This window comes from Mycobacterium intermedium (assembly GCF_002086275.1).
Classification (GTDB): domain Bacteria; phylum Actinomycetota; class Actinomycetes; order Mycobacteriales; family Mycobacteriaceae; genus Mycobacterium; species Mycobacterium intermedium.
In genome coordinates, this window is record NZ_MVHT01000005.1 from 94,497 (window position 1) to 116,670 (window position 22,174).

20 protein-coding genes are annotated in these 22,174 nt (G+C 66.1%); 16 read left to right on the forward strand and 4 right to left on the reverse strand.

The window, feature by feature from the left end; all coding sequences use genetic code 11:
• The first annotated feature begins 23 nt into the window (after nucleotides 1–23).
• Complete coding sequence (locus BST27_RS03205; protein WP_069421073.1) at nucleotides 24–1,190, forward strand: glycosyltransferase; 1,167 nt, start codon at nucleotides 24–26, stop codon at nucleotides 1,188–1,190.
• 44 nt (nucleotides 1,191–1,234) lie between these two features.
• Nucleotides 1,235–1,429: a DUF3046 domain-containing protein gene (locus tag BST27_RS03210; protein ID WP_069421074.1), complete on the forward strand. Its 195-nt coding sequence runs from the start codon at nucleotides 1,235–1,237 to the stop codon at nucleotides 1,427–1,429.
• A 12-nt stretch (nucleotides 1,430–1,441) separates the two neighbouring features.
• On the opposite strand, the gene BST27_RS03215 is transcribed toward BST27_RS03210, so the two are convergent.
• Nucleotides 1,442–2,086 carry a (2Fe-2S)-binding protein gene (locus BST27_RS03215; RefSeq protein WP_069421104.1) on the reverse strand — a complete coding sequence of 215 codons (645 nt, stop codon included), beginning with the start codon at nucleotides 2,084–2,086 and terminating at the stop codon, nucleotides 1,442–1,444.
• A gap of 167 nt (nucleotides 2,087–2,253) precedes the next feature.
• Between BST27_RS03215 and recA the strand changes: the two genes are divergently transcribed.
• The 5 genes from recA to BST27_RS03240 all read left to right on the forward strand — a co-directional run bounded on the left by recA (nucleotide 2,254) and on the right by BST27_RS03240 (nucleotide 8,086).
• Nucleotides 2,254–4,386 (forward strand): intein-containing recombinase RecA, encoded by a 2,133-nt coding sequence (gene recA / locus BST27_RS03220; protein WP_069421075.1) that lies wholly within the window; start codon nucleotides 2,254–2,256, stop codon nucleotides 4,384–4,386.
• Nucleotides 4,352–4,870 (forward strand): recombination regulator RecX, encoded by a 519-nt coding sequence (gene recX / locus BST27_RS03225; RefSeq protein WP_069421076.1) that lies wholly within the window; start codon nucleotides 4,352–4,354, stop codon nucleotides 4,868–4,870. Before recA ends, recX begins: the two co-directional genes overlap by 35 nt.
• A gap of 15 nt (nucleotides 4,871–4,885) precedes the next feature.
• On the forward strand, nucleotides 4,886–5,842 hold the full coding sequence (locus BST27_RS03230; protein ID WP_069421077.1) for a GGDEF domain-containing protein: 957 nt from the start codon (nucleotides 4,886–4,888) through the stop codon (nucleotides 5,840–5,842).
• 67 nt (nucleotides 5,843–5,909) lie between these two features.
• Nucleotides 5,910–7,460 (forward strand): tRNA (N6-isopentenyl adenosine(37)-C2)-methylthiotransferase MiaB, encoded by a 1,551-nt coding sequence (gene miaB, locus BST27_RS03235; RefSeq protein ID WP_069421078.1) that lies wholly within the window; start codon nucleotides 5,910–5,912, stop codon nucleotides 7,458–7,460.
• Nucleotides 7,457–8,086: an Rv2732c family membrane protein gene (locus BST27_RS03240; protein ID WP_069421079.1), complete on the forward strand. Its 630-nt coding sequence runs from the start codon at nucleotides 7,457–7,459 to the stop codon at nucleotides 8,084–8,086. Before miaB ends, BST27_RS03240 begins: the two co-directional genes overlap by 4 nt.
• A gap of 52 nt (nucleotides 8,087–8,138) precedes the next feature.
• On the opposite strand, the gene BST27_RS03245 is transcribed toward BST27_RS03240, so the two are convergent.
• On the reverse strand, nucleotides 8,139–9,491 hold the full coding sequence (locus BST27_RS03245) for a DUF349 domain-containing protein (protein WP_079220139.1): 1,353 nt from the start codon (nucleotides 9,489–9,491) through the stop codon (nucleotides 8,139–8,141).
• 499 nt (nucleotides 9,492–9,990) lie between these two features.
• Here BST27_RS03245 and BST27_RS03250 point away from each other — a divergent pair, with 499 nt between their 5' ends.
• The 6 genes from BST27_RS03250 (at nucleotide 9,991) to BST27_RS03275 (ending at nucleotide 16,291) form a co-directional block, all read left to right on the forward strand.
• Nucleotides 9,991–10,944 (forward strand): DMT family transporter, encoded by a 954-nt coding sequence (locus BST27_RS03250; protein WP_069421080.1) that lies wholly within the window; start codon nucleotides 9,991–9,993, stop codon nucleotides 10,942–10,944.
• Nucleotides 10,945–11,024: 80 nt separating this feature from the next.
• Entirely contained in the window at nucleotides 11,025–11,714 is a 690-nt protein-coding gene (locus BST27_RS03255) for a class III extradiol ring-cleavage dioxygenase family protein (RefSeq protein WP_069421081.1), read from the forward strand.
• 7 nt (nucleotides 11,715–11,721) lie between these two features.
• Entirely contained in the window at nucleotides 11,722–12,648 is a 927-nt protein-coding gene (gene miaA / locus BST27_RS03260; protein WP_069421082.1) for a tRNA (adenosine(37)-N6)-dimethylallyltransferase MiaA, read from the forward strand.
• A gap of 4 nt (nucleotides 12,649–12,652) precedes the next feature.
• Nucleotides 12,653–13,534, forward strand: a complete 882-nt coding sequence (gene dapF / locus BST27_RS03265) for a diaminopimelate epimerase (protein WP_069421083.1) — start codon at nucleotides 12,653–12,655, stop codon at nucleotides 13,532–13,534.
• 58 nt (nucleotides 13,535–13,592) lie between these two features.
• Complete coding sequence (hflX, locus tag BST27_RS03270; RefSeq protein ID WP_069421084.1) at nucleotides 13,593–15,011, forward strand: GTPase HflX; 1,419 nt, start codon at nucleotides 13,593–13,595, stop codon at nucleotides 15,009–15,011.
• Nucleotides 15,012–15,130: 119 nt separating this feature from the next.
• Nucleotides 15,131–16,291, forward strand: a complete 1,161-nt coding sequence (locus tag BST27_RS03275; protein WP_069421085.1) for an acyl-CoA dehydrogenase family protein — start codon at nucleotides 15,131–15,133, stop codon at nucleotides 16,289–16,291.
• Here BST27_RS03275 and BST27_RS03280 read toward each other — a convergent pair.
• On the reverse strand, nucleotides 16,288–17,478 hold the full coding sequence (locus BST27_RS03280) for a TerC/Alx family metal homeostasis membrane protein (protein WP_069421086.1): 1,191 nt from the start codon (nucleotides 17,476–17,478) through the stop codon (nucleotides 16,288–16,290). The genes BST27_RS03275 and BST27_RS03280 overlap by 4 nt on opposite strands.
• 246 nt (nucleotides 17,479–17,724) lie before the next feature.
• On the opposite strand from BST27_RS03280, the gene BST27_RS03290 reads away from it, so the two are divergent.
• The gene (locus tag BST27_RS03290) at nucleotides 17,725–20,118 is read left to right on the forward strand and encodes a sunset domain-containing protein (RefSeq protein ID WP_197518170.1); all 2,394 of its coding nucleotides are present in this window, start codon (nucleotides 17,725–17,727) and stop codon (nucleotides 20,116–20,118) included.
• 2 nt (nucleotides 20,119–20,120) lie between these two features.
• Here BST27_RS03290 and lexA read toward each other — a convergent pair whose 3' ends face one another.
• Nucleotides 20,121–20,822 carry a transcriptional repressor LexA gene (lexA, locus tag BST27_RS03295; RefSeq protein ID WP_069421087.1) on the reverse strand — a complete coding sequence of 234 codons (702 nt, stop codon included), beginning with the start codon at nucleotides 20,820–20,822 and terminating at the stop codon, nucleotides 20,121–20,123.
• A 297-nt stretch (nucleotides 20,823–21,119) separates the two neighbouring features.
• Between lexA and BST27_RS03300 the strand changes: the two genes are divergently transcribed.
• Nucleotides 21,120–21,602, forward strand: a complete 483-nt coding sequence (locus tag BST27_RS03300) for a LysM peptidoglycan-binding domain-containing protein (RefSeq protein WP_069421088.1) — start codon at nucleotides 21,120–21,122, stop codon at nucleotides 21,600–21,602.
• 90 nt (nucleotides 21,603–21,692) lie between these two features.
• Complete coding sequence (gene nrdR, locus BST27_RS03305) at nucleotides 21,693–22,169, forward strand: transcriptional regulator NrdR (protein WP_069421089.1); 477 nt, start codon at nucleotides 21,693–21,695, stop codon at nucleotides 22,167–22,169.
• Nucleotides 22,170–22,174 lie beyond the last annotated feature (5 nt).

Below are 22,174 nucleotides of genomic sequence, written 5' to 3' on the forward strand. Positions count from 1 at the left end.
GCGGTTGTGGCAGGGTAGGGCCCGTGCGCGTCGCCGTGGTTGCCGGGCCGGACCCCGGACACTCGTTCCCCGCGATTGCGCTGTGCCAACGCTTTTGCCAGGTCGGCGACAGGCCCACATTGCTGACCGGGGTGGAGTGGTTGGAAGCCGCCCGCGGTGCCGGGCTCGATGCGATCGAGTTGGACGGCCTCAAAGCGACCGACGAGGATGTCGACGCCGGGGCCAGAATCCACCGGCGGGCCGCACGGATGGCCGTGCTCATCGCGCCGACGCTGCGCGACCTGGCGCCCGATCTGGTGGTGTCCGACGTGATCACCGCCGGCGGCGGCATGGCCGCCGAGCTGCTGGGCATCCCGTGGGTCGAACTCAGCCCGCATCCGCTGTATCTGCCCTCCAAGGGACTGCCCCCGATCGGCAGCGGGCTCGCGCCGGGCACCGGGGCCCGCGGCAGGCTGCGGGACGCCACCATGAGGGCGCTGACGGCGCGTTCGTTGCGCGCGGGTCTGCGGCAACGCGCCGCCGCGCGCGTCGATATCGGACTGCCGGCCCGCGACCCGGGGCCGTTGCGGCGGCTGATCGCCACACTGCCCGCGCTGGAGGTTTCCCGGCCAGACTGGCCGGCCGAGGCCGTCGTCGTGGGCCCGCTGCACTTCGAGCCGACCGACCGAATCCTGGACATCCCGGCGGGCTCCGGGCCCGTTGTCGTCGTCGCACCCTCGACCGCACACACCGGAACCGCTGGACTGGCCGAAGTCGCGCTGGAGAGTCTGATTCCCGGGGAGTCGCTGCCCGAAGGGTCGCGGGTGGTGGTGTCGCGGCTGGGGGGTGAGGATTTGACCGTCCCGCCGTGGGCCGTTGTCGGGTTGGGCCGCCAGGACGAATTGCTGAAACACGCCGACCTGATGATCTGCGGCAGCGGCCACGGGATCGTTGCCAAGACGCTGCTCGCCGGGGTGCCGCTGGTGGTGGTGCCGGGCGGTGGGGATCAGTGGGAGATGGCCAATCGGGTGGTACGGCAGGGGAGTGGCCGGCTGATTCGGCCGTTGACCGGTGATGCGCTTGCGGTTGCAGCAAGCGAGGTGCTGTCGTCGCCGAGCTACCGCGCAGCCGCGCAGCGGGCGGCCGCGAGCATCAGCGAAGTTGCCGACCCGGTGCGGGTGTGCCACGAAGCGCTGGCCTTGGCTGGCTAGTCGGGCGGGCTAGCCGGCCTAGTCCGCTGGGTATCTTGGCTGACGTGCGGCTGACGGAGTTCAACGAGCGGGTCACCCTGCGATTCGGTGCTGCCTACGGCGCGTCGGTGTTGGTCGACCATGTGCTGAGCGGCTTCGGTGGCCGGACCGCCGCGCAGGCGATCGAAGACGGTGTCGAACCCCGGGACGTGTGGCGGGCTCTGTGCGTGGATTTCGACGTGCCTCGCGACCAGTGGTGATCCCGGCCTGGGCTAGAGCGGGCAATCGCCGCATTTGCCGCCGCCCGGCACGCGGTAGAACAAGCAGCAACTGCGCCGGGTGAACGCCAGCGGCGGGGTTATCACTCCGGTTCGGGCGAGGGAGCCGAGGTTCAGCAGTTCGTGGGTGATGCCTACGACCGGCTCCCGCAAGTCGGGCCGCGCGCGAAGCAAGGCGTTGGCCGCTCCGACCAGGGCGGACGCGATATTGCCCGACAGCAGAGCGGGTGCCACCTTGACGCGCAACCCGGCTGCAAACGCCTCCATGTGCTCGGTGACGACAATGCGGTACAGGAGCGCCGCGGATGGCTGGACGCGTTCGCCGCGGGGTTCGGGTAGCCGCAGCTGGGTCCCGTTGTCGGCGCGCTGCAGGTCGGTCAGGTCGGGCAGGACACCGTGAGCCAATGCGCACGCCAGGACCGGTGCCCACAGCCGGGCGGCGTGCGCGAGTTGCACCAGGGAAGCGCCGATTCGTAGCTCTGACGTGCCGTAGCGCTGGACGGTGGTGTCGATCAGATCCGCAAAACCATGGGCGTATGACTGGTTGACGGGATGCCACCCCGTCGCGTCACCGCCCACGGTCAGCGCGAAAAACCCTCCATAGGAGGAAATTTCGGACAGCTCCGCCGAGATGTTCATGGGATCTTCGGTAGCTGATACTGCCACACCGGCGTGTCGAACCATGATCGAACAGGTGTTCGGCTACTGTGGTGATCATCATCCGAACAGAACTTGTCAGACCCCACGCCTAGTGTCGCGGCTAACCGACCGAACCGGTCACCAACACCGATCACAGGAGAAGCATCATGGCGCAAGCCCCCGACCGTGAGAAGGCCCTCGAACTGGCGATGGCCCAGATCGAGAAGAGTTATGGCAAAGGTTCGGTGATGCGCCTGGGTGACGAGGTGCGCCAACCGATCTCGGTCATTCCGACCGGCTCGATCGCACTGGACGTCGCCCTGGGCATCGGCGGCCTGCCGCGGGGCCGGGTGGTGGAGATCTACGGGCCGGAGTCCTCGGGTAAGACCACCGTGGCACTGCACGCGGTGGCCAACGCCCAGGCCGCCGGCGGTGTCGCCGCGTTCATCGACGCCGAGCACGCACTGGACCCCGAGTACGCCAAGAAGCTCGGCGTCGACACCGATGCCCTGCTGGTCAGCCAGCCGGACACCGGCGAACAAGCCCTCGAGATCGCCGACATGCTGATCCGTTCCGGCGCGCTCGACATCCTGGTGATCGACTCGGTGGCGGCGTTGGTTCCGCGCGCGGAACTCGAGGGCGAGATGGGTGACAGCCACGTCGGACTGCAAGCCCGGCTGATGAGCCAGGCGCTGCGGAAAATGACTGGGGCGCTGAACAATGCGGGAACCACGGCGATCTTCATCAACCAGCTCCGCGACAAAATCGGCGTGATGTTCGGGTGCATGAATTACTCCACCCGTGTGACCCTGGCAGACGGCAGCACCGAAAAGATTGGCAAAATCGTCAACAACAAAATGGACGTCGAGGTGCTGTCCTACGACCCGGTGGCAAACAAGATTGTCCCGCGCAAAGTGGTCAATTGGTTCAACAACGGGCCCGCCGAGCAGTTTCTGCAGTTCACCGTTGAGAAGTCCGGTGGCAACGGTAAGTCGCAGTTTGCCGCCACACCTAACCACCTCATCCGCACGCCCGGAGGCTGGACCGAAGCCGGAGACCTCAACACCGGCGACAGGGTGCTGGTCACCGAACCCCATCTGCTGAGTGAGCAGCAGTTCCAGGTGGTGCTGGGCTCGCTTATGGGTGACGGGAACCTGTCGCCCAACCTGCGGGGTCGCAATGGCGTCCGGTTCCGACTGGGGCACGGTGCCAAGCAGTTGGAGTACCTGCGGTGGAAAACCGCATTGATGGGCAATATCCAGCACACCGTGCGGGAGAACTCCAAGGGTGCAAGCTTTGTCGACTTCACCCCGCTGCCAGAGCTCGCTGAGTTGCAGCGGGCGGTGTATCTGGGGGACGGGAAGAAGTTCTTCTCGGAGGAGTACCTCAAGGCGCTGACCCCGTTGGCGCTGGCCATTTGGTACATGGATGATGGTTCATTCAGCTTGCGCTCCAAGGGATTGCAGCAGCGCACTGATGGCGGTACCGGTCGCATTGAGATCTGTGTCGAGGCAATGAGCGAGGGCACGAGGGTGCGGTTGTGTGACTACCTGCGCGACACATACGGCATGGATGTGCGTCTGCGCGTCGCAGGTTCGGCCGGCAAGGCGGTATTGACGTTTTCAACGGCGTCCTCGTCCAAGTTCCAGGAGTTGGTGGCGCCGTACATGGCGCCATCCATGGAGTACAAATTGCTGCCCCGGTTCCGTGGCCAGGGCAAAGTGATGCCCGAGTTCGTTGAATCGACTCAAGCGCTGGTCCCCGCCCGGATTCTCGATGTCCACGTCAAGCCGCACACCCGCTCGATGAATCGCTTCGACATCGAGGTCGAGGGCAACCACAACTACTTCGTCGACGGTGTGATGGTGCACAACTCGCCCGAAACGACAACAGGCGGAAAGGCACTGAAGTTCTACGCCTCGGTGCGCATGGACGTGCGGCGCATCGAGACGCTCAAGGACGGCACCAACGCGGTCGGCAACCGGACCCGCGTCAAAGTCGTCAAGAACAAGGTTTCGCCACCCTTCAAACAGGCCGAGTTTGACATCCTCTATGGCAAGGGGATCAGTCGGGAAGGCTCGCTGATCGACATGGGCGTGGATCAGGGCTTTATCCGCAAGTCCGGCGCGTGGTTCACCTACGAAGGTGAGCAGCTCGGCCAGGGCAAGGAGAACGCTCGCAACTTCTTGATGCAGAACGCCGACACGGCCAACGAGATCGAGAAGAAGATCAAGGAAAAGCTCGGCATTGGTGCAGTGGTGACCGATGACAGCGTCCTGCCCGCCCCCGTCGACTTCTGAGCCGTCTCGCGAGGAGCTGGCGCGGGCCTTGTGCCTGCGCCTGCTCACCGCGCGAGCACGCACCAGGGCTGAGCTTGCCGGCCAGCTGGCAAAACGTGGCTATCCCGACGACATCAGCAACCGAGTCTTGGACAGGTTGGCCGCCGTCGGACTGGTCGACGACACCGACTTCGCCGAACAGTGGGTGCAATCCCGTCGAGTGAACGCGGGCAAGAGCAGGCGTGCGCTGGCCGCCGAGTTGCACACCAAGGGCGTCGACAACGACATCATCACCACGGTGCTCAACGGCATCGATGCCGGCGCCGAGCGGGCTCGAGCCGAACAGCTGGTGCGGGCCAAGCTGAGGCGGGAGTCGCTGACCGACGAGACGCGGGTTAGCCGCAGGCTGGTGGGGATGCTGGCACGTCGCGGCTACAGCCAGAATCTGGCGTGTGAGGTGGTCCTGGCCGAGTTGGCCGCAGAACGGGAGCGTCGGCGAGTCTAGTTTTATCCTTGGCTCGTGCCCCGGCCGTTCGACTCTCAGCCGTCGACCGGTCGTTGGCACGCGATCGGCCTGATCGGGTTCCTCATCCTGGTCGTGCTCTACGGCACCGCCGGCGCGCACGCCGCGTACGTGGCCGGCGGCAGCGTCGACGTCCGGCTGTACTGGCTCTTGTGCGGGGCAACGGTTTTAGTCGGGGCTGTCGCGGTGGTCGGCAGGATGATCGGCTGGCAGAACAAGCGCATCCTGCTCCTGGGCTGGCCGATTGTTTCGCTCCTCTTCACGATCCTCGTCGGGTCCGTCGACTCGGATGCCACTCGGCAACTGCCGGGCACGATCACGATCACGTTCGTCTACATCGGGCTGACGTGTCCGCGCTGGCGCTCGCTGGTCCTCGCGCCGCTCGGTGTCGTCGCGTTCATCGTGGGCACCGGCCCCCATCCTGGCGGGGTGCCGCCGACCGCGGTGACCGCCGCACTCATGTGGGTCATCGTGGCCGAGGTCCCGGCCTGGCTGATCGCCAAGCTGACGCGGCAGACGGAGCTGTTGCACCAGATCGCCCAGACCGATGCGCTCACCCAGCTACTCGACCGCAGCACGCTCGGCCACCAGCTGTCATTGCACACCGGAGAGTCGACGATCGTGCTGATCGACCTCGACAACTTCAAGCAGTACAACGACACGCACGGGCACGCCGCCGGCGACGAACTCCTCGTCACCTTTGCCGACGCGCTGCGCTGGTCGGTGCGCCAGGACGACGTCGTGTTCAGGATCGGGGGTGACGAGTTCCTGCTGATGCTGCTCGGGGCCGACCACAGCGACGCAGAGCAGGTCGTGGCCCGGCTGCGTCAGCGCTGGACAGAGGTGGGCGGGCAGGTCGGCTTCAGCGCCGGGATCGCCGCGGGGGAGCCCGACCCGCTTCGGGCCGCCGACAGGAACATGTACGCCGTCAAGCGCGCCACTGGGTCCGCTTAACCCGCCCGGCTTCGTGCCCCGGCCTGCGCGTTCATCGAGCAGGCCCGGCTCGCCGTACCATGTCCGGGTGACTTCGACGGTGGCGCGAGACGTGCCGGGGGATGCCCCGAGCGCGATTTCGGCGCGTACCTACCAGGTCCGCACCTACGGCTGCCAGATGAACGTGCACGACTCCGAGCGGCTGGCCGGCCTGCTCGAGGCCGCCGGCTATCAGCGGGCCGCCGACGGCTCCGACGCAGACATCGTCGTCTTCAACACCTGTGCCGTGCGGGAGAACGCCGACAACAAGCTCTATGGCAACCTCAGCCACCTGGCGCCCCGCAAGCGCGACAATCCCGACATGCAGATCGCGGTCGGCGGCTGCCTGGCGCAGAAGGATCGCGACACGGTGCTGCGCAAGGCTCCGTGGGTCGACGTGGTCTTCGGCACCCACAACATCGGGTCGCTGCCCACGTTGCTCGAACGCGCACGACACAACCGAGCCGCCCAAGTGGAGATCGCCGAGGCGCTGCAGGAGTTCCCTTCGTCGCTGCCCAGCGCGCGCGAATCCGCTTATGCAGCTTGGGTTTCCATCTCCGTCGGCTGCAACAACACCTGCACGTTCTGTATCGTCCCGTCGCTGCGGGGCAAAGAGGTGGACCGCAGCCCGAACGACATCCTCGCCGAGGTCCGGTCCCTGGTGGACGACGGCGTGCTCGAGGTCACGCTGCTGGGTCAGAACGTCAACGCCTATGGCGTCTCATTCGCCGATCCCGCTTTACCGCGAAACCGGGGGGCATTCGCCGAGCTGCTGCGGGCCTGCGGGGACATCGACGGACTCGAGCGGGTTCGGTTCACCTCACCGCACCCGGCCGAATTCACCGATGACGTCATCGAGGCCATGGCGGAAACGCCCAACGTGTGCCCAGCCCTGCACATGCCGCTGCAATCCGGATCGGACCGCATCCTGCGTGCCATGCGCCGGTCTTACCGCGCCGAGCGCTACCTCGGGATCATCGAGCGGGTGCGCGCGGCCATGCCGCACGCCGCGATCACCACCGACCTGATCGTGGGATTCCCAGGTGAGACGGAAGAGGACTTCGCGGCCACCCTCGACGTGGTGGCGCAAGCACGGTTCACCGCGGCGTTCACCTTCCAGTACTCCAAGCGTCCCGGCACGCCGGCGGCCGAACTCGACGGGCAGCTACCGAAAGCTGTCGTACAGGAACGCTACGAGCGATTGGTGGAACTTCAGGAGCGGATCTCGCTGGAAGGAAACACCGCACTGATCGGGCAGACCGTCGAGGTGCTGGTAGCCACCGGCGAAGGACGAAAGGACGCCAGCACCGCACGCATGAGTGGGCGGGCGCGCGATGGCCGGCTGGTCCACTTCGCCGCCGGCGACGAGCACGTGCGTCCCGGCGACATCATCACCACGAAAGTCACCGACGCCGCACCGCACTATCTGATCGCCGACGCAGGCATCCTCACCCACCGTCGCACCCGCGCCGGTGACGCACACGCCGCGGGGGAGCGTCCGCGCGGTGTCGGACTGGGCATTCCCGGAGTCGGGCGGCCTCAGACCGGACCCGCCGCACCCGTCGAACTCACCGGATGCTCGGGCGGGTGCGACAAATGAACGGAGAGCTGAACGTGGCGGAATTCGACGCCTTCCGATCTGAAATCGAAGCGGCGGAGCGCCGCATTGCGCGCGAAATCGACCCTGGGGCAAGGGCTTTGGTTGTCGCAATCCTGGTATTCGTCCTGGTGGGATCGTTTGCGCTGCCCCACACCGGCGGCGTTCGGGGCTGGGACCTACTGTTTGGCAGTCACGGCGCCGGCGCGGCCGCCGTCGGCCTACCCGAGCGGGTTTTCGCCTGGTTGGCGCTGGTGTTCGGCGTCGGCTTCTCGATATTGGCCTTGCTGACCAGACGCTGGGCGGTGGCCTGGGTGGCGTTGGCGGGCTCAGCGCTGGCCAGCGCTTCGGGGATGCTGGCCATTTGGTCACGCCAGACAGTGGCGACCGGGCATCCCGGTCCGGCCATCGGCATCTTCGTCACGTGGTTCACCGTGATCGTGCTGACGTTCCACTGGGCTCGGGTGGTGTGGCAACGCACCATCGTCCAGCTCGCGGCCGAAGAGCAGCGTCGGCGCGCGGTCGCCGAGCAACAATCCAGGACGTTGCTGGACAACTTGCGTGAGGACGACACGCGCGACGACGGCAAGGCGGCCGGCGGCCCCGACCCCGGGACCTCCGCCCAGTAACGACCCCGACCGGCTGGGAGAACCGGCTGGTAGAAACGGCTGGGAAAAACGGCTAAGACCGGCGGGTCAACGCTTCTTCAGCGGCTTCAGCCCACTGCCGCCACTGTTCGGCGTTTGCCCTGGCCTCTGCGGCCTCCTTGGTCTTTCCGGCCGCTTCGGCCTTGGCAGCCTGTTGTTCAAATTGCTCGACGCGGGCGCGGAACTGCTCGGCTCGGGCCTGCGCCTGCGGGTCCGGCCCATCCGGCTCGCCGGACTCCCGCACCTTCTTCTCAACGGCGCGCAGTCGGCGCTCCAACTCGGCGGACCGTTCGCGAGGCACCTTGCCTATGGCATCCCACTTGTCGAGGATGGTCCGCAATGCCGCGCGGGCGGCCTCCCGATTGCTGGTGTCCAGCTTCTCCGCCTCGGCCAACAACGCTTCTTTGGCGGCCGCATTGGCACGCAGCTCAGCGTCCTTTTCTGCCGTCGCGGCGTTGCGGGCGCTGAAGAATGCATCCTGCGCGGCTTTGAATCGACGCCACAAGGCATCGTCGACGTCCTTGCTCGCCCGCCCGGCCGCCTTCCAGTCGGATAGCAGCTTGCGGAATTCGGCGCTGGTCGCGGTCCAGTCGGTGGAGTCGGACAGCTCCTCGGCCCGCCGGCAAAGCCGTTCCTTGGCTTGCCGGATGTTCGACCGCTCACGGTCCAACTCGGCGAAGTGCGAGCCGCGTCGACGGTTGAACGCCTCCCGGGCGGCGGCATAGCGCTTCCACAATGCGTCGTCGACTTTGCGGTCCAGGCCGCTGATCGTCTTCCATTCGTCGAGGATCGCGCGTAGCCGGTCGCCGGCGACCTTCCACTGAGTCGAATTTGCCGCCAGGTCCTCTGCTTCGGCAGCCAACGCCTCCTTGCGGGCAGTCTGCGCGGCCCGGTGCTCCTCACGTTTGGCACGAGCCTCGGCCGCGGTGGCATCGGCGTGCTCCCGCAGCGCGGCCAGTCGAGCGGCGAGCGCGTCCACATTGCCCAGCACGTTCGCCGTCGGCAGGGATTCCTCCAGCGCCAGGGCATGGGCCTTGATCTTGCGAGCATCACCGGTACCCGACGCCAGGCGCTCCTCCAAGAGCGTGACCTCGGTAGCCAGGTCGTCGAATCGTCTGCCGAAGTGCGCAAACGCGGCCTCCGGGTCGCCGGCCTGCCAGGAACCGACGATGCGCTCGCCGGCCGAGCTGATCAACCAGACAGTTCCGTCGTCGTCAACACGGCCGAACTGATGGGGATCGCTGCGCGGAGGCGCTATCAGCGGGTGGGAGGTAGGTCGCGGCACCGGCCTCGGGCCTGGACGCGGTCCAGGGCGCGGAACCGCTCCGGGGACGGGTCCGGGTGCCGACCCGGTGGAAGTGTCGCTACTGGACTCGCTAGCCGTCATACGCTCGTCACCTACCCTTCGCGCGGCACTTTCCCGCGCACCTGCCGCGCGAAGCGGCACCCATTCGGTTGGTCGGCCGGGCGTGCCGGTCGCCAGGCACTGCCAACCAGTGTTCAACAGTATGAAGCAGTTGCACAGGGCCCTGTGCCGCGACCTCGGCAGTGTCGGGCCCGCCGGGTACAGCTTCATCGAAGAACCAGCGCTTTCTGGGCCGGCTTCTGGCCGGGCTCCACATCCCGTTTTGGTAACGCGGTAGCGCTTCTTGCAGATGCCGACGCACACTGGTTGCGAACCCATCTCGCACAGCTACTACACAGCGGAGGCACCGGATCCGCTTAGCTTGGCAAGCAAGTATCCAAATGCATTAGCAGCCGAGAACAACTTCCGGGACTGTGAGCAGGACCATAGAGTATTCAGCGAACCACCAGCGAACGACAGGTGTATGCGCACCTGCCAGGGGGAATGCTGGTGGGGACTTTGGGGAATTGAGGGGTCACATATGACCGGGTTTCAGCTGGCCGCAATCATCGCGTTATGCGCTGCGCTGGCATCGGCGACCGGGGACGTGATCCGCCAGCGTTCCGCACAAGAGGTCACCGATCAGCACGTCGGCCACCTACAACTGTTTGGCCTGTCGCTGCGCGACGCCCGCTGGTGGCTCGGCGGAGTGGCGGCCGTCATCAACTACAGCCTGCAGGCCGTGGCGCTCATCTGGGGCTCCGTCATGCTGGTCACCACACTGCAGGTGTCGGCGCTGCTCTTCGCCCTGCCGATCTACTCGTGGATGACCAAACACCGCATCACCCGGTCTGAGTGGATGTGGGCGGTGCTCCTCGCGGCTGCTCTGGCCGTGGCCATCAAAGTCGGCGACCCGACCGAAGGCCGTCACCGAGCGCCCCTGCACATCTGGGTCATCGTGGCCGCGGTGGTGATCCCATTGCTGGTGTTGTGCGTCGTGCTGGCGCGGGTGTGGGTTGGCCGACCCCAGGCTGCGGTCCTGCTGGCGATTGTCGCGGGTGCGTCGTTGGCGCTGTTCGCGGTGTTCACCAAGGGCGTCGTCGACGTTTTGCATGAAAAGGGTTTCGCCGGCGTGCTTGTCGCTCCGGAGTTCTACCCCTGGTTGGCGACGGCCCTGTGCGGGATGATTTTCCAGCAGTCCGCCTTCCGTGCGGGCGCGCTGACTGCCTCGCTGCCCACGATCACGGTGGCCAAGCCGGTTGTGGCCACGGTGCTCGGGATCACCGTGCTCGGCGAGACCCTTGACGCCACCGGATATGAGGGGTTCGTCCTGCTCGCGGCGGTGGTTGTGGTGATCGCTGCGACCGTCGGGTTAGCCCGCGGTGAGGCGGCGACGATGGTCGCCGAAACTGGCCGCGACATCAAGGAGGATGTGGAGGGCGGCCCAGCTCCCGACAGCGCCGGCACGGCGCTGGGGTCCTCTGCGACCCGATAAAGCCCGTTGAGGCTCGGTAAGACCCGGTAGGCCCCGGCATCCGGGTCGGTTCCGCCTAACCGAGACGTTAGTTTGGTGGCGTGCTCAGCTCGATCGCGATCGTCCCGTCCGCACCGGTGCTGGTACCGGAACTGGCCGGCGCAGCCTCGGCCGAGTTGGCGGACCTGTCGGCGGCGGTAGCCGCGGCGGCCGCCCTGTTACCGCCGCGCTGGATTGCCATCGGCGTCGGCGACCGGAACATCTCGGTCGGACCGGACGCGGTTGGCACATTTGCCGGCTTCGGCGCGGACGTGCGCGTGCGACTGTCACCGGGTGACCCCATGCAGCTGCCGTCCGAGCTGCCCTTGTGCGCTCTCATGGCCGGCTGGGTGCGAGGCCAGGTGCGGCCGGACGCCGAAGCTCAGGTGTACAGCTATGCCACCGACGAGGATCCGGATGTTGCGCTGACCCGTGGTAGGGCATTACGAGCCGAAATCGACGAGGCACCCGAACCCGTCGGCGTGCTGGTCGTCGCGGACGGCGCCAACAGCCTGACCTCGAAAGCCCCCGGCGGCTACGACCCGCGCAGCGCCGAGTTCCAGCTCCACCTTGACGACGCCCTGGCCGGCGGTGACATCGGCGCACTGCATCGACTGCCACCACAAATTCTGGGGCGCAATGCATTTCACGTTTTGGCCGGTCTTGCCGAGCCGGGACCGCGCGCGGCCAAGGAGCTCTACCGTGGTGCGCCCTACGGCGTGGGGTACTTCGCCGGTGTCTGGCAACTCTGAGGCGGCCGTGCGGCCGCTGGCGATCATCGGCCCGACCGGCACCGGCAAGTCACAACTGGCCCTCGACGTGGTGGACCGGCTCGCCGGCGAATTCGACGCGGAGATCGTCAACGCCGACGCGATGCAGCTCTACCGCGGCATGGACATCGGGACGGCGAAGCTGCCCGTCGCACAGCGCCGCGGTATCCCGCACCACCAACTCGACGTGCTCGATGTGACCGAAACCGCGACCGTGGCCCGCTACCAGCAGGCCGCGGCCGCTGACATCGAGGCGATCGCGGCTCGGGGAGCGGTGCCCGTGGTGGTGGGCGGTTCCATGCTCTACATCCAGTCGCTGCTCGACGACTGGTCGTTCCCCGCGACCGATCCGGCGGTGCGGGCGCGATGGGAACAGCGGCTGGCCGAGATCGGCGTCGGCGCGCTGCACGCCGAACTGGCTCGCCGCGACCCCGCGGCCGCCGCGACGATCCTGGCCACCGACGGCCGGCGCACAGTGCGTGCGCTCGAGGTGATCGAGCTCACCGGGCAGCCGTTTGCCGCCTCCGCGCCGCGCATCGGCGTCCCACGGTGGGGCACCGTTATCGTCGGATTAGATTGCGACACAACGATTCTCGATGAGCGTCTGCGGAGGCGTACCGAGGCAATGTTCGAGCAGGGCCTGGTCGAGGAAGTCCGCGACCTGTTGGAAAAGGGTCTGCGCGATGGGGTCACCGCGAGCCGGGCGCTGGGCTACGCCCAGGTGATCGCGGCTCTGGACAAGGGCGGTGACGCCGATCTGCTGAGCGAGGCCCGCGAACAAACCTTCATAGGCACCCGGCGTTATGTGCGACGCCAGCGGTCCTGGTTCCGCCGGGACCACCGGGTGCATTGGTTGGACACTCAGGCGGACGGGATCGTCGACGACGCGTTGCGCGCGTGGCGGAACGTATCCTGATCGAGTGATCTTCGCCAAGGGCCACGGCACCCAGAATGACTTCGTTCTGCTGCCCGATGCGGATGCAGGGGTTGACCTGGCCGCTCATCGGGTGGCCGCCCTGTGCGATCGGCGCCGGGGGTTGGGTGCCGACGGCGTTTTGCGGGTCACCACTGCCGGTGCGCTCCTCAAGGCCGGTGTCCTGGAACGCCTGCCCGACGGCGTGAGCGACTACGACTGGTACATGGACTACCGCAACGCGGACGGGTCCACCGCGCAGATGTGTGGCAACGGCGTGCGGGTGTTCGCGCACTACTTGCGGGCCAGCGGGATGGAGCTGCGCGACGAGTTCGTCGTGGGGTCACTGGCAGGGCCCCGCGTGGTGACGGTGCACCAGGTGGATCAGACCACCGCTGACATCGCCGTCGACATGGGCAAGGCCAACAAACTCGGCGCCGGCTCGGCGGCATTCGAAGCCGTGGTCGGTGGCCGACGGTTCGCCGGCATGGCGGTCGACGTGGGCAACCCGCACCTGGCCTGCGTGGACCCCCAGCTGTCCGACGAAGACCTGGCCGCACTCGATGTCGCGGCGCCCGTCGATTTCGACCACGAGCAGTTCCCCGAGGGCGTCAACATCGAGGTGCTGACGGCGCCCGTGGGTGGGGCGGTCAATATGCGGGTACACGAACGCGGCGTGGGGGAAACCCGTTCCTGCGGCACCGGCACGGTCGCGGCGGCGGTCGCCGCGCTGGCCAGCACGGGCGCCGACACCGGCTCACTGACCGTCCGCGTACCAGGCGGTGAGGTCAGCGTCACCGTCACGAACGCCACCAGCTTCCTGCGCGGACCGTCGGTGCTGGTGGCCCGGGGAGAGCTTTCCGACGATTGGTGGAAATCGCTGGCGTGAACATCGTGAATATTCAGATGCGCCGGTCCGCAGGACCTGCCACCATCGGATCTTGCTTATGACACATTCTGATTCGTTCGACAAAGACACCACACCCAGCGTCGGTGAACTCGCACTCGACGACCGATCGGCACTGCGCCGGGTCGCCGGGCTGTCCACCGAACTCACCGACGTCTCCGAGGTCGAATACCGCCAGTTGCGGCTGGAGCGGGTCGTCTTGGTGGGGGTATGGACCGAGGGCACCGCGGCCGACAACCAGGCGAGCATGGCCGAACTGGCCGCGTTGGCCGAAACCGCGGGCTCGCAGGTGCTCGAGGGCCTCATCCAGCGCCGTGACCGCCCCGATCCGTCCACCTATATCGGTTCGGGCAAGGCTGCCGAGCTGCGCGAGGTCGTCGTCGCGACCGGCGCCGACACCGTCATCTGCGACGGTGAACTGTCTCCGGCCCAGCTGACCGCTCTCGAAAAGGCCGTCAAGGTCAAGGTCATCGACCGCACCGCGCTGATTCTGGACATCTTCGCCCAGCACGCAACCAGCCGGGAGGGTAAGGCCCAGGTCTCGCTGGCGCAGATGGAGTACATGCTGCCCAGGCTGCGGGGTTGGGGCGAATCCATGTCGCGACAGGCCGGCGGACGCGCCGGTGGCAGCGGCGGCGGAGTGGGCCTGCGCGGCCCCGGTGAGACGAAGATCGAGACCGATCGCCGTCGTATCCGCGAGCGCATGTCGAAGCTGCGCCGCGAGATCAAGGCCATGAAGCAGGTGCGTGACACTCAGCGCAGTCGACGGCTCGAGAGCGACGTCCCGTCCATTGCCATCGTCGGCTACACCAACGCGGGCAAATCCAGCCTGCTGAATGCCCTGACAGATGCCGGGGTGCTGGTGCAGGACGCGCTGTTCGCCACGCTGGAACCCACCACTCGTCGTGCGCAGTTCGACGACGGGCGCCCGTTCGTGCTCACCGACACCGTCGGTTTCGTGCGGCATTTGCCCACTCAATTGGTGGAGGCGTTCCGCTCAACGCTGGAGGAAGTCGTCGACGCCGACCTGTTGGTGCATGTTGTCGACGGATCCGATGTGAACCCGTTCGCACAGATCAACGCGGTCCGTCAAGTCGTCTCCGAGGTGATCTCCGATCATCACGGCGAACCGCCGCCGGAACTGCTGGTGGTGAACAAAGTCGACGCCGCCAGCGACCTCGCGCTGGCCAAGCTTCGGCACGGACTGCCCGGTGCGGTGTTCGTCTCCGCGCGCACCGGGGACGGAATCGACGCACTCCGGACCCGAATGGCCGAGCTCGTAGCCCCCACCGACACCGCGGTCGACGTGGTGATCCCGTATGACCGCGGCGATCTGGTCGCCCGCGTGCACGCCGACGGACGCGTACAGCAAACCCAGCACGACCCCGAGGGCACCCGGATCAAAGCCCGCGTCCCGGTGGCACTGGCCGCCAGCCTGCGACCGTTCTCGTCGCAGTAGCGCCGCAAGCTCACCCCGACTGTTCGGGACCTGGTCAATGCCGGAATGGGCCGGGGCATCTACCAACCGTCCGGTTGGTATATTCGGGGAAGCCAGTCTTCATTTTCGGAAGGTCATCCATGGGCAGCGCCATCAAATACCAGCGCACACTTTTCGAACCCGAGCACGATCTGTTCCGCGAGTCCTACCGGAGCTTCCTGGAGCGGCACGTCGCGCCGTATCACGCCGAATGGGAAAAGAACAAGATCGTCGACCGAGGGGTCTGGCTGGAGGCCGGTAAGCAGGGCTTTCTCGGGATGGCGGTGCCCGAGGAGTACGGCGGCGGGGGCAACCCGGATTTCCGCTACAACACGATCGTCACCGAGGAGACCACCCGCGGGCGCTTCAGCGGTATCGGATTCAGCCTGCACAACGACATCGTCGCGCCGTACCTGTTGCACCTGGCCAATGAGGAGCAGAAGCAGCGTTGGTTGCCCAAGTTCTGCACCGGAGAGATCATCACCGCGATCGCTATGACGGAGCCGGGAACCGGTAGCGACCTGCAGGGCATCAAGACCCGCGCCGTCAAGCAGGGCGACCACTACGTACTGAACGGGTCGAAGACGTTCATCACCAACGGAATCAACTCGGATCTGGTGATCGTCGTCGCCCAGACCGACCCCGAGAAAGGTGCGCAAGGGTTCAGTCTGCTGGTCGTCGAGCGTGGCATGGAGGGCTTCGAGCGCGGTCGTCACCTGGACAAGATCGGTTTGGACGCTCAGGACACCGCCGAATTGTCGTTTACCGACGTCAAGGTTCCGGTGGAAAACCTGCTCGGTGAAGAAGGCATGGGCTTCATCTACCTGATGCAGAACCTGCCCCAAGAGCGCATCAACATCGCGGTGATGGCCGCCGCCGCCATGGAGGCCGTGCTCGAAGAGACGCTGCAATACACCAAGGAGCGCAAGGCATTCGGCAAGCCGATCGGCAGCTTCCAGAACAGCCGGTTCCTGCTGGCCGAACTGGCCACCGAGGCCACGGTGGTGCGCATCATGGTCGATCAGTTCGTCGCACTGCACCTCGAAGGAAAGCTGACCGCCGAACAGGCCGCGATGGCCAAGTGGTACTCGACTGAGAAGCAGGTCCACCTGATCGACCGCTGCCTGCAACTGCACGGCGGGTACGGCTACATGCGCGAATACAACGTTGCCCGTGCATATCTCGACGCCCGGGTGCAGACGATCTACGGCGGCACGACCGAGATCATGAAGGAGATCGTGGGCCGCAGTCTCGGGGTCTAACTCTGCAGGTTGTACGCTTCGTGCGCGACGCGGGCGCTTTGCAACAGCGCCCGCAGTTCGCGTTCCTGTTGTGAGTTGGTGCGGTATTTCATTGCCAGCGAATCGATCTCGTGTTCGGCTGCCACCAGCGCGACGAATTTGGCCTCGCGTTCGGCGTGATCCGCCGCTGAGCCCAGGTCGAGATATTCGCAAGCGATGCGACGGGCCCGGTTCACGGAGTTCTGCATGCGACCGCGTCCCGAGACGACCGAAACCAACGCGGTGATGGTCAGGATCACGACTATCACGACCAATGACGTCTGCGTGCTGACCTCGGTCAGCGCGACGTGCTTGCCGTGATTGATGAACGGAATGTTGTTGTCGTGCAACGCCTGAAGGATCAGCTTCACGCCGATGAAGCCAAGAATCAGTGCCAGCCCGTACGACAGATACACCAGCCGATCCAGCAGGTTGTCGATCAGGAAGTACAGCTGGCGCAGGCCCATCAGCGAAAACGCGGTCGCAGCGAAGACCAGAAAGACGTTCTGGGTCAAACCGAACATCGCCGGCACCGAATCAAAGGCGAACAGCAGATCGCTGCCGCCGACGGCGAACATCACCACCACCAGCGGGGTCATCGCCCGTTTGCCGTTCTCGACGACGAGCAAGCGGTCGCCGTCGTAGTGCGCCGAGGTCCGCAGGAAGCGATGAGCCGACCGGACCATGACATTGTCGGCACTGCGGCTTTCGTCCTCTTCCGGCTTCGCCAGGTGGACCGCCATGACCAACAGGCCAAGACCGAACAGGTAGAACGCCCAGCTGAAGTTTTCGATCAGGGCGGCGCCGAGCAGGATGAACCCGGTGCGCGCAACAAGAGCGAAGGCTATGCCGAACAACAACACCTTCTGTTGCGCAATGCGAGGCACCTCGAAGCTGCTGATGATCACCAGGAAGACAAACAGATTGTCGACGGACAGCGCTTCGTTGCTCAGATAGCCCGCGAAGTATTCGACGCCCATGCTCGGGCTGCCGAATATCACCACGCCCATCCCGAAAACAGCCGAAACGCCGATATAGAACGTTGACCAGATTGCCGCCTCACGTAACGTCGGCACGTGCGTGTTGCGTACCTGGACGGTGTAGTCGAACACCATCAGACCCACGATCAGGACGATCGTCAGGCCCCAGACGGCTCCGGAAACACCCATTGGTGCTGGGATTCCTCCCGCGGCATCGGTGGGGCAGATGACTACGGCACGGTAGCGCAACCACCCGGCCGGCCGCACTGCACTTTCTCGCGACACGGCGGCAGCCCGGCATCATTTCGACATCGGCTGGATATCCGTTTCCGTAATATCTACGATTTGACTTCGCATTTCTCGTTCGCAAGAGCAAAGTTATGCGAGCCCGGCGACTATGCGAAACGGAGCTGGGGCCATCGGCTGGGAGGCTTGGTGAACGGGCAGAGGGGTCAAGTGAGCAGGCTGGTCGGGCGTGCGCTGCTGAGCTTGGTGGCTGCGGCGATGACTGCTGTGTTGCTGGCGCCAACCGCGCCCGTTGCCTCGGCGTCCCCAATCGGCGACGCCGAGGCCGCAATGATGGCCGCTTGGGAAAAGGCCGGGGGAGCCACTTCCACGCTGGGCGCGCGTAAGGGTGACGTCTACCCGGTCGGCGACGGCTTTGCCCTCGAGTTTGACGGCGGCAAGATGTACTTCACGCCGGACACCGGCGCTCATTACCTGTACGGCCCGATCCTAAACAAGTACGAGGAGCTCGGCGGCCCGGTCAACAGTGACCTGGGCTTCCCAACGATCAACGAGGTTCCCGGCCTTGCCGGACCGGACAGCCGGGTCGGCACCTTCGCCGCCGGCGACAACCCGGTGATTTTCTGGACACCCGATCGTGGTGCCTTCGTCGTGCGTGGCGCGATCAACGCGGCCTGGGACCGGCTCGGCAGCTCGGGCGGAGTCTTGGGAGCTCCGATTGCCGACGAAACCTATGCCGGGGACGTCGCCTCGCAGAAGTTCACTGGCGGCTCGATCTCCTGGAACCGGAAGACCAAGGAATTCACCACCGATCCGGGGAACCTGGGCGACCAGCTGAAAGACCTGCAGATCACGCTCGATCCCACGGCAGCTATCAACATGGCCTGGCGCGCCGCTGGTGGCGCAGCGGGCTCGCTAGGTGCCAAAAAAGGCGGTCAATATCCCATCGGCGGTGACGGCATCGCCCAGGATTTCAATGGCGGGAAGATCTTCTACAGCCCAGCCACCGGGGCGAATGCCGTCGAAGGTCCCATCCTGCAGAAGTACGAATCCCTCGGCGGGCCCGTCAGCAGCGATCTGGGTTTCCCCACCAGCAACGAGACCGATGGCGGCATCACCCCAGCCAGCCGAATCGTTGAGTTCTCGGCCGCTGACAAACCGGTGATCTTCTGGACTCCCGAACACGGGGCATTCGTGGTGCGGGGAGCCATGAAGGCCGCCTGGGACAAGCTCAAGGGCCCCACGGGCAAGCTCGGCGCACCGGTCGCCGATCAGACCGTGGACGGCGACGTCATCTCGCAGAAGTTCGCCGGCGGCAAGATTTCCTGGAACCGCGCCAAGAACTCCTTCAGCACCGACCCGGCGAACCTCGCTCCTTTGCTGTCGGGCGTGCAGGTGACGGGCCAGAATGCGCCCGCCACCGCGGGGCCGGCGCCGCAGGACAAGAAATTCACCTGGCATTGGTGGTGGCTGGTGGGGATCCTGCCGGTGCTGCTGCTCATCGTCATGTGTGTCCTGGTGGTGCTCAGTTTGCGTCGGCGGCGGGCCGCGGCAGGCGAGCCCGCGGCTTACGACCAGCTCGACCGGCACTACGAACACGAAGACCAACACGAACACGAGGGCGCTGCCGGCTATGACGCCGGTCCCGACGGGCACTGGGGGTCGCGAGACGAGGGCGATTTCGGGTCCGAGCAGTTCCGGTCGGAGGATCAGCGTCCGCAGGAACCAGCTGCACCGGAGTCTGGGGCCGCGCCGCGAGTCAGCTGGCCGCGCGGCGCAGCCGGGGTCGGGTCGTTCGAGCAGGGCGCGCGGGACTCCGACGTCGAGCCCGAACCGCACATTGACGAGCTCGCGGCCGACTATGCGAGCCCGCACGAAGATGACGACCCTGACTCGGTGGACACGACGCCAATTCCGTCGTACGGCGCCCTGACCGAGGCCCTGGCCGAGGCCGACGGTGCCCGGGTCGAGGAATCGGAGGTTCTGCAGGAGCCCGACGTTCCAGAAACCGTCGCGCCCGACGAGTTCGCCCCGGAAGCTTTGGTGCCCAGTGCCGTTGCGCCGGGAGCCCCGGAGGCGCCGGTATCGGATGGCGGCGTCCCGGAAAGGCCCGACGAGTCTGACGGCCGGGAAGCGATTCCGGACACCTTCTACCCGACGAGCGGCGGTGCGGCCGGTGAGCCTTCGGACGCCGGTGAGCCTTCGAGTCCTGACATCGTGCTCCCTGATGCCGGCTCCCAGCCGCCCGCGCCACGTCGAGCTCGGTCGGGACGGCACGCGGCCGCGGATCCCGACGATGACGAGGACTACGCGCTGTCAGGCGGCCACGAACCGGCTTTGAACCCGGTGTCGGAGCCGGTCACGGCGGCCGCGGCGGGCCCCACGGCGGCAGTGCGCCCCACCATCCACTTGCCGCTGGAAGACGACCCGTACCGGCCGCCCAATGGCTATCCCATCAAGGCCAGCGCGCGGTTCGGGTTGTACTACACGCCGAGCAGCCCCTTGTACCACGACACACTCGCTGAGCTTTGGTTCACCAGCGAAGAGACCGCGCGAGCCAACGGCTTCGTCAGAGCGGACTGACGCTAGATCTTGCGGATGACGGTGACGACCTTGCCGAGGATGGTCGCGTCGTTACCGGGAATGGGATCGAACGCGGGGTTGTGTGGCATCAGCCAGACCTGACCACCGGCACGCTTGAAGGTCTTGACGGTGGCTTCGCCGTCGATCATGGCCGCGACGATGTCGCCGTTGTCGGCGACGTTCTGCTGCCGCACGACCACCCAGTCACCGTCGCAGATCGCGGCCTCGACCATCGAATCACCGACGACCTTGAGCAGGAACAGCGTGCCCTCGCCGACCAGTTCACGCGGCAGTGGAAAGACGTCTTCGACCGCTTCCTCCGCCAAGATCGGCCCACCGGCCGCGATACGTCCGAGGACCGGGACAAAAGTGGGTTCCGGCAACGCATCTGACCCGGCCACGTCGGTCACCGGCGCCGTCGGCGCACCGTCGTCGGCGCCGCGGACGTCAACCGCCCGCGGCCGGTTTGGGTCACGGCGCAGGTAGCCCTTGCGCTCCAGGGTGCGTAACTGATGAGCAACCGACGAAGTCGACGTCAGGCCGACCGCATCACCGATCTCCCGGATGCTGGGCGGGTATCCGCGGTTGACGACGGAGGTGCGGATGACATTCAGGATGGTCCGCTGACGTTCGGTCAACGTCGGGTCCACCGGATGCAGTCCGCCTTGCGCGCCAGTGCCTGAGGTGTCGTTGCTGTCGCTCATGGAAATGAATGTAGCCCCACCCCGCGCGAGAATCAAACATGTGTTCGACCTGCGTGTCGCATACCGGTGATTCGACGTCTGAGCACCTGAATAACAAGTGTGTAACTCTCGGCGCGTTCGGGTATCCGGCGTTCATGAGACCCGCAACGACCGAACCGAACTTGTCGGTGGTGAGGGCTAGCGTTTTGCCCGTGCGACACGCATCGCTCAAATGTTCGGATATCGAACACCTGAGCGACTATGGTCGAACAAGGTCGAACACACGAGCGATTAAGCAGTTGTCCGGAGGAAGCCGCCATGACTCTCATCTACGCAGGTCCGTCTCGTACCTGGAATCCGTCCCGCCCGGTCCACGAGCCGCGGCTGGGCCGAGTCGGAGCTGGGCGGACGCGCCGTCCGGGCCCGTCCCGGCCGGCCGGAGCTCCCTTGCGCTACCGCGGCACCGGCGTCGCGATGTCGAGGGCGCCGCACCGCCGGCGACCCGTCACGCCGTTGACGACGGTCGGCTTGGCGCTGCTTGCCGGGCTGATCACCCTGTGGTTGGGTGCGGTGGCCAACTTCGGCGGCATGATCAACGGCGGTTCGACCGACGCGCCTGGTCGCGTGCCGGACACGCTGGCCGTGGTGCGGGTCGAGCCGGGGGAGTCACTGAAGGACGTGGCGGCTCGGGTTGCGCCGGACGCACCCGCTCGCGAGGTTGTCGAGCGGATTCGCGAGCTCAACGCCCTGCACTCGTCGGCGCTGTCCGCTGGTCAGACGCTGATCGCTCCGGTGGGCTGACCGATCGTGTCGCACGGGAGGCCGTGTGTGGCGGTACGCGAGTACGCTCTTAGGCGTCCACGGGTACCGAGAAACGGCGAAGGAGCGGCCATGCACTGTCCGTTCTGTCGCCATCCTGACTCGCGCGTGATCGACTCGCGGGAAACCGACGAGGGCCAAGCCATTCGGCGCAGGCGGTCGTGTCCGGAGTGTGGTCGACGATTCACGACCGTAGAGACCGCCATCCTGGCCGTGGTGAAACGCAGCGGTGTCACCGAACCATTCAGTCGCGAGAAGGTCATCAGCGGCGTGCGCCGTGCCTGCCAGGGCCGTCAAGTGGATGACGACGCATTGAATTTGTTGGCCCAACAGGTCGAAGACACCGTACGGGCCGCCGGATCCCCGGAAGTGCCCAGCCACGAGGTCGGCTTGGCCATTCTCGGTCCGTTGCGTGAGCTCGACGAGGTTGCCTACCTGCGATTCGCCTCGGTGTACCGGTCTTTCTCATCGGCTGACGACTTCGAACGTGAGATCCAAGCGCTTCGCGCGCACCGCAGGGTGTCGACCTCCAGCACGTCGTCCAGCTGATCGCA

Excerpts from the sequence above, each read along its gene's own strand:
- BST27_RS03215 (WP_069421104.1), bottom strand. The coding sequence starts at position 2,086 with ATGAACATCTCGGCGGAGCTGTCCGAAATTTCCTCCTATGGAGGGTTT.
- recA (WP_069421075.1), top strand. The coding sequence starts at position 2,254 with ATGGCGCAAGCCCCCGACCGTGAGAAGGCCCTCGAACTGGCGATGGCC.
- recX (WP_069421076.1), top strand. The coding sequence starts at position 4,352 with ATGACAGCGTCCTGCCCGCCCCCGTCGACTTCTGAGCCGTCTCGCGAG.
- BST27_RS03240 (WP_069421079.1), top strand. The coding sequence starts at position 7,457 with ATGAACGGAGAGCTGAACGTGGCGGAATTCGACGCCTTCCGATCTGAA.
- BST27_RS03245 (WP_079220139.1), bottom strand. The coding sequence starts at position 9,491 with ATGACGGCTAGCGAGTCCAGTAGCGACACTTCCACCGGGTCGGCACCC.
- BST27_RS03250 (WP_069421080.1), top strand. The coding sequence starts at position 9,991 with ATGACCGGGTTTCAGCTGGCCGCAATCATCGCGTTATGCGCTGCGCTG.
- hflX (WP_069421084.1), top strand. The coding sequence starts at position 13,593 with ATGACACATTCTGATTCGTTCGACAAAGACACCACACCCAGCGTCGGT.
- BST27_RS03275 (WP_069421085.1), top strand. The coding sequence starts at position 15,131 with ATGGGCAGCGCCATCAAATACCAGCGCACACTTTTCGAACCCGAGCAC.
- BST27_RS03280 (WP_069421086.1), bottom strand. The coding sequence starts at position 17,478 with ATGGGTGTTTCCGGAGCCGTCTGGGGCCTGACGATCGTCCTGATCGTG.
- lexA (WP_069421087.1), bottom strand. The coding sequence starts at position 20,822 with ATGAGCGACAGCAACGACACCTCAGGCACTGGCGCGCAAGGCGGACTG.
- BST27_RS03300 (WP_069421088.1), top strand. The coding sequence starts at position 21,120 with ATGACTCTCATCTACGCAGGTCCGTCTCGTACCTGGAATCCGTCCCGC.
- nrdR (WP_069421089.1), top strand. The coding sequence starts at position 21,693 with ATGCACTGTCCGTTCTGTCGCCATCCTGACTCGCGCGTGATCGACTCG.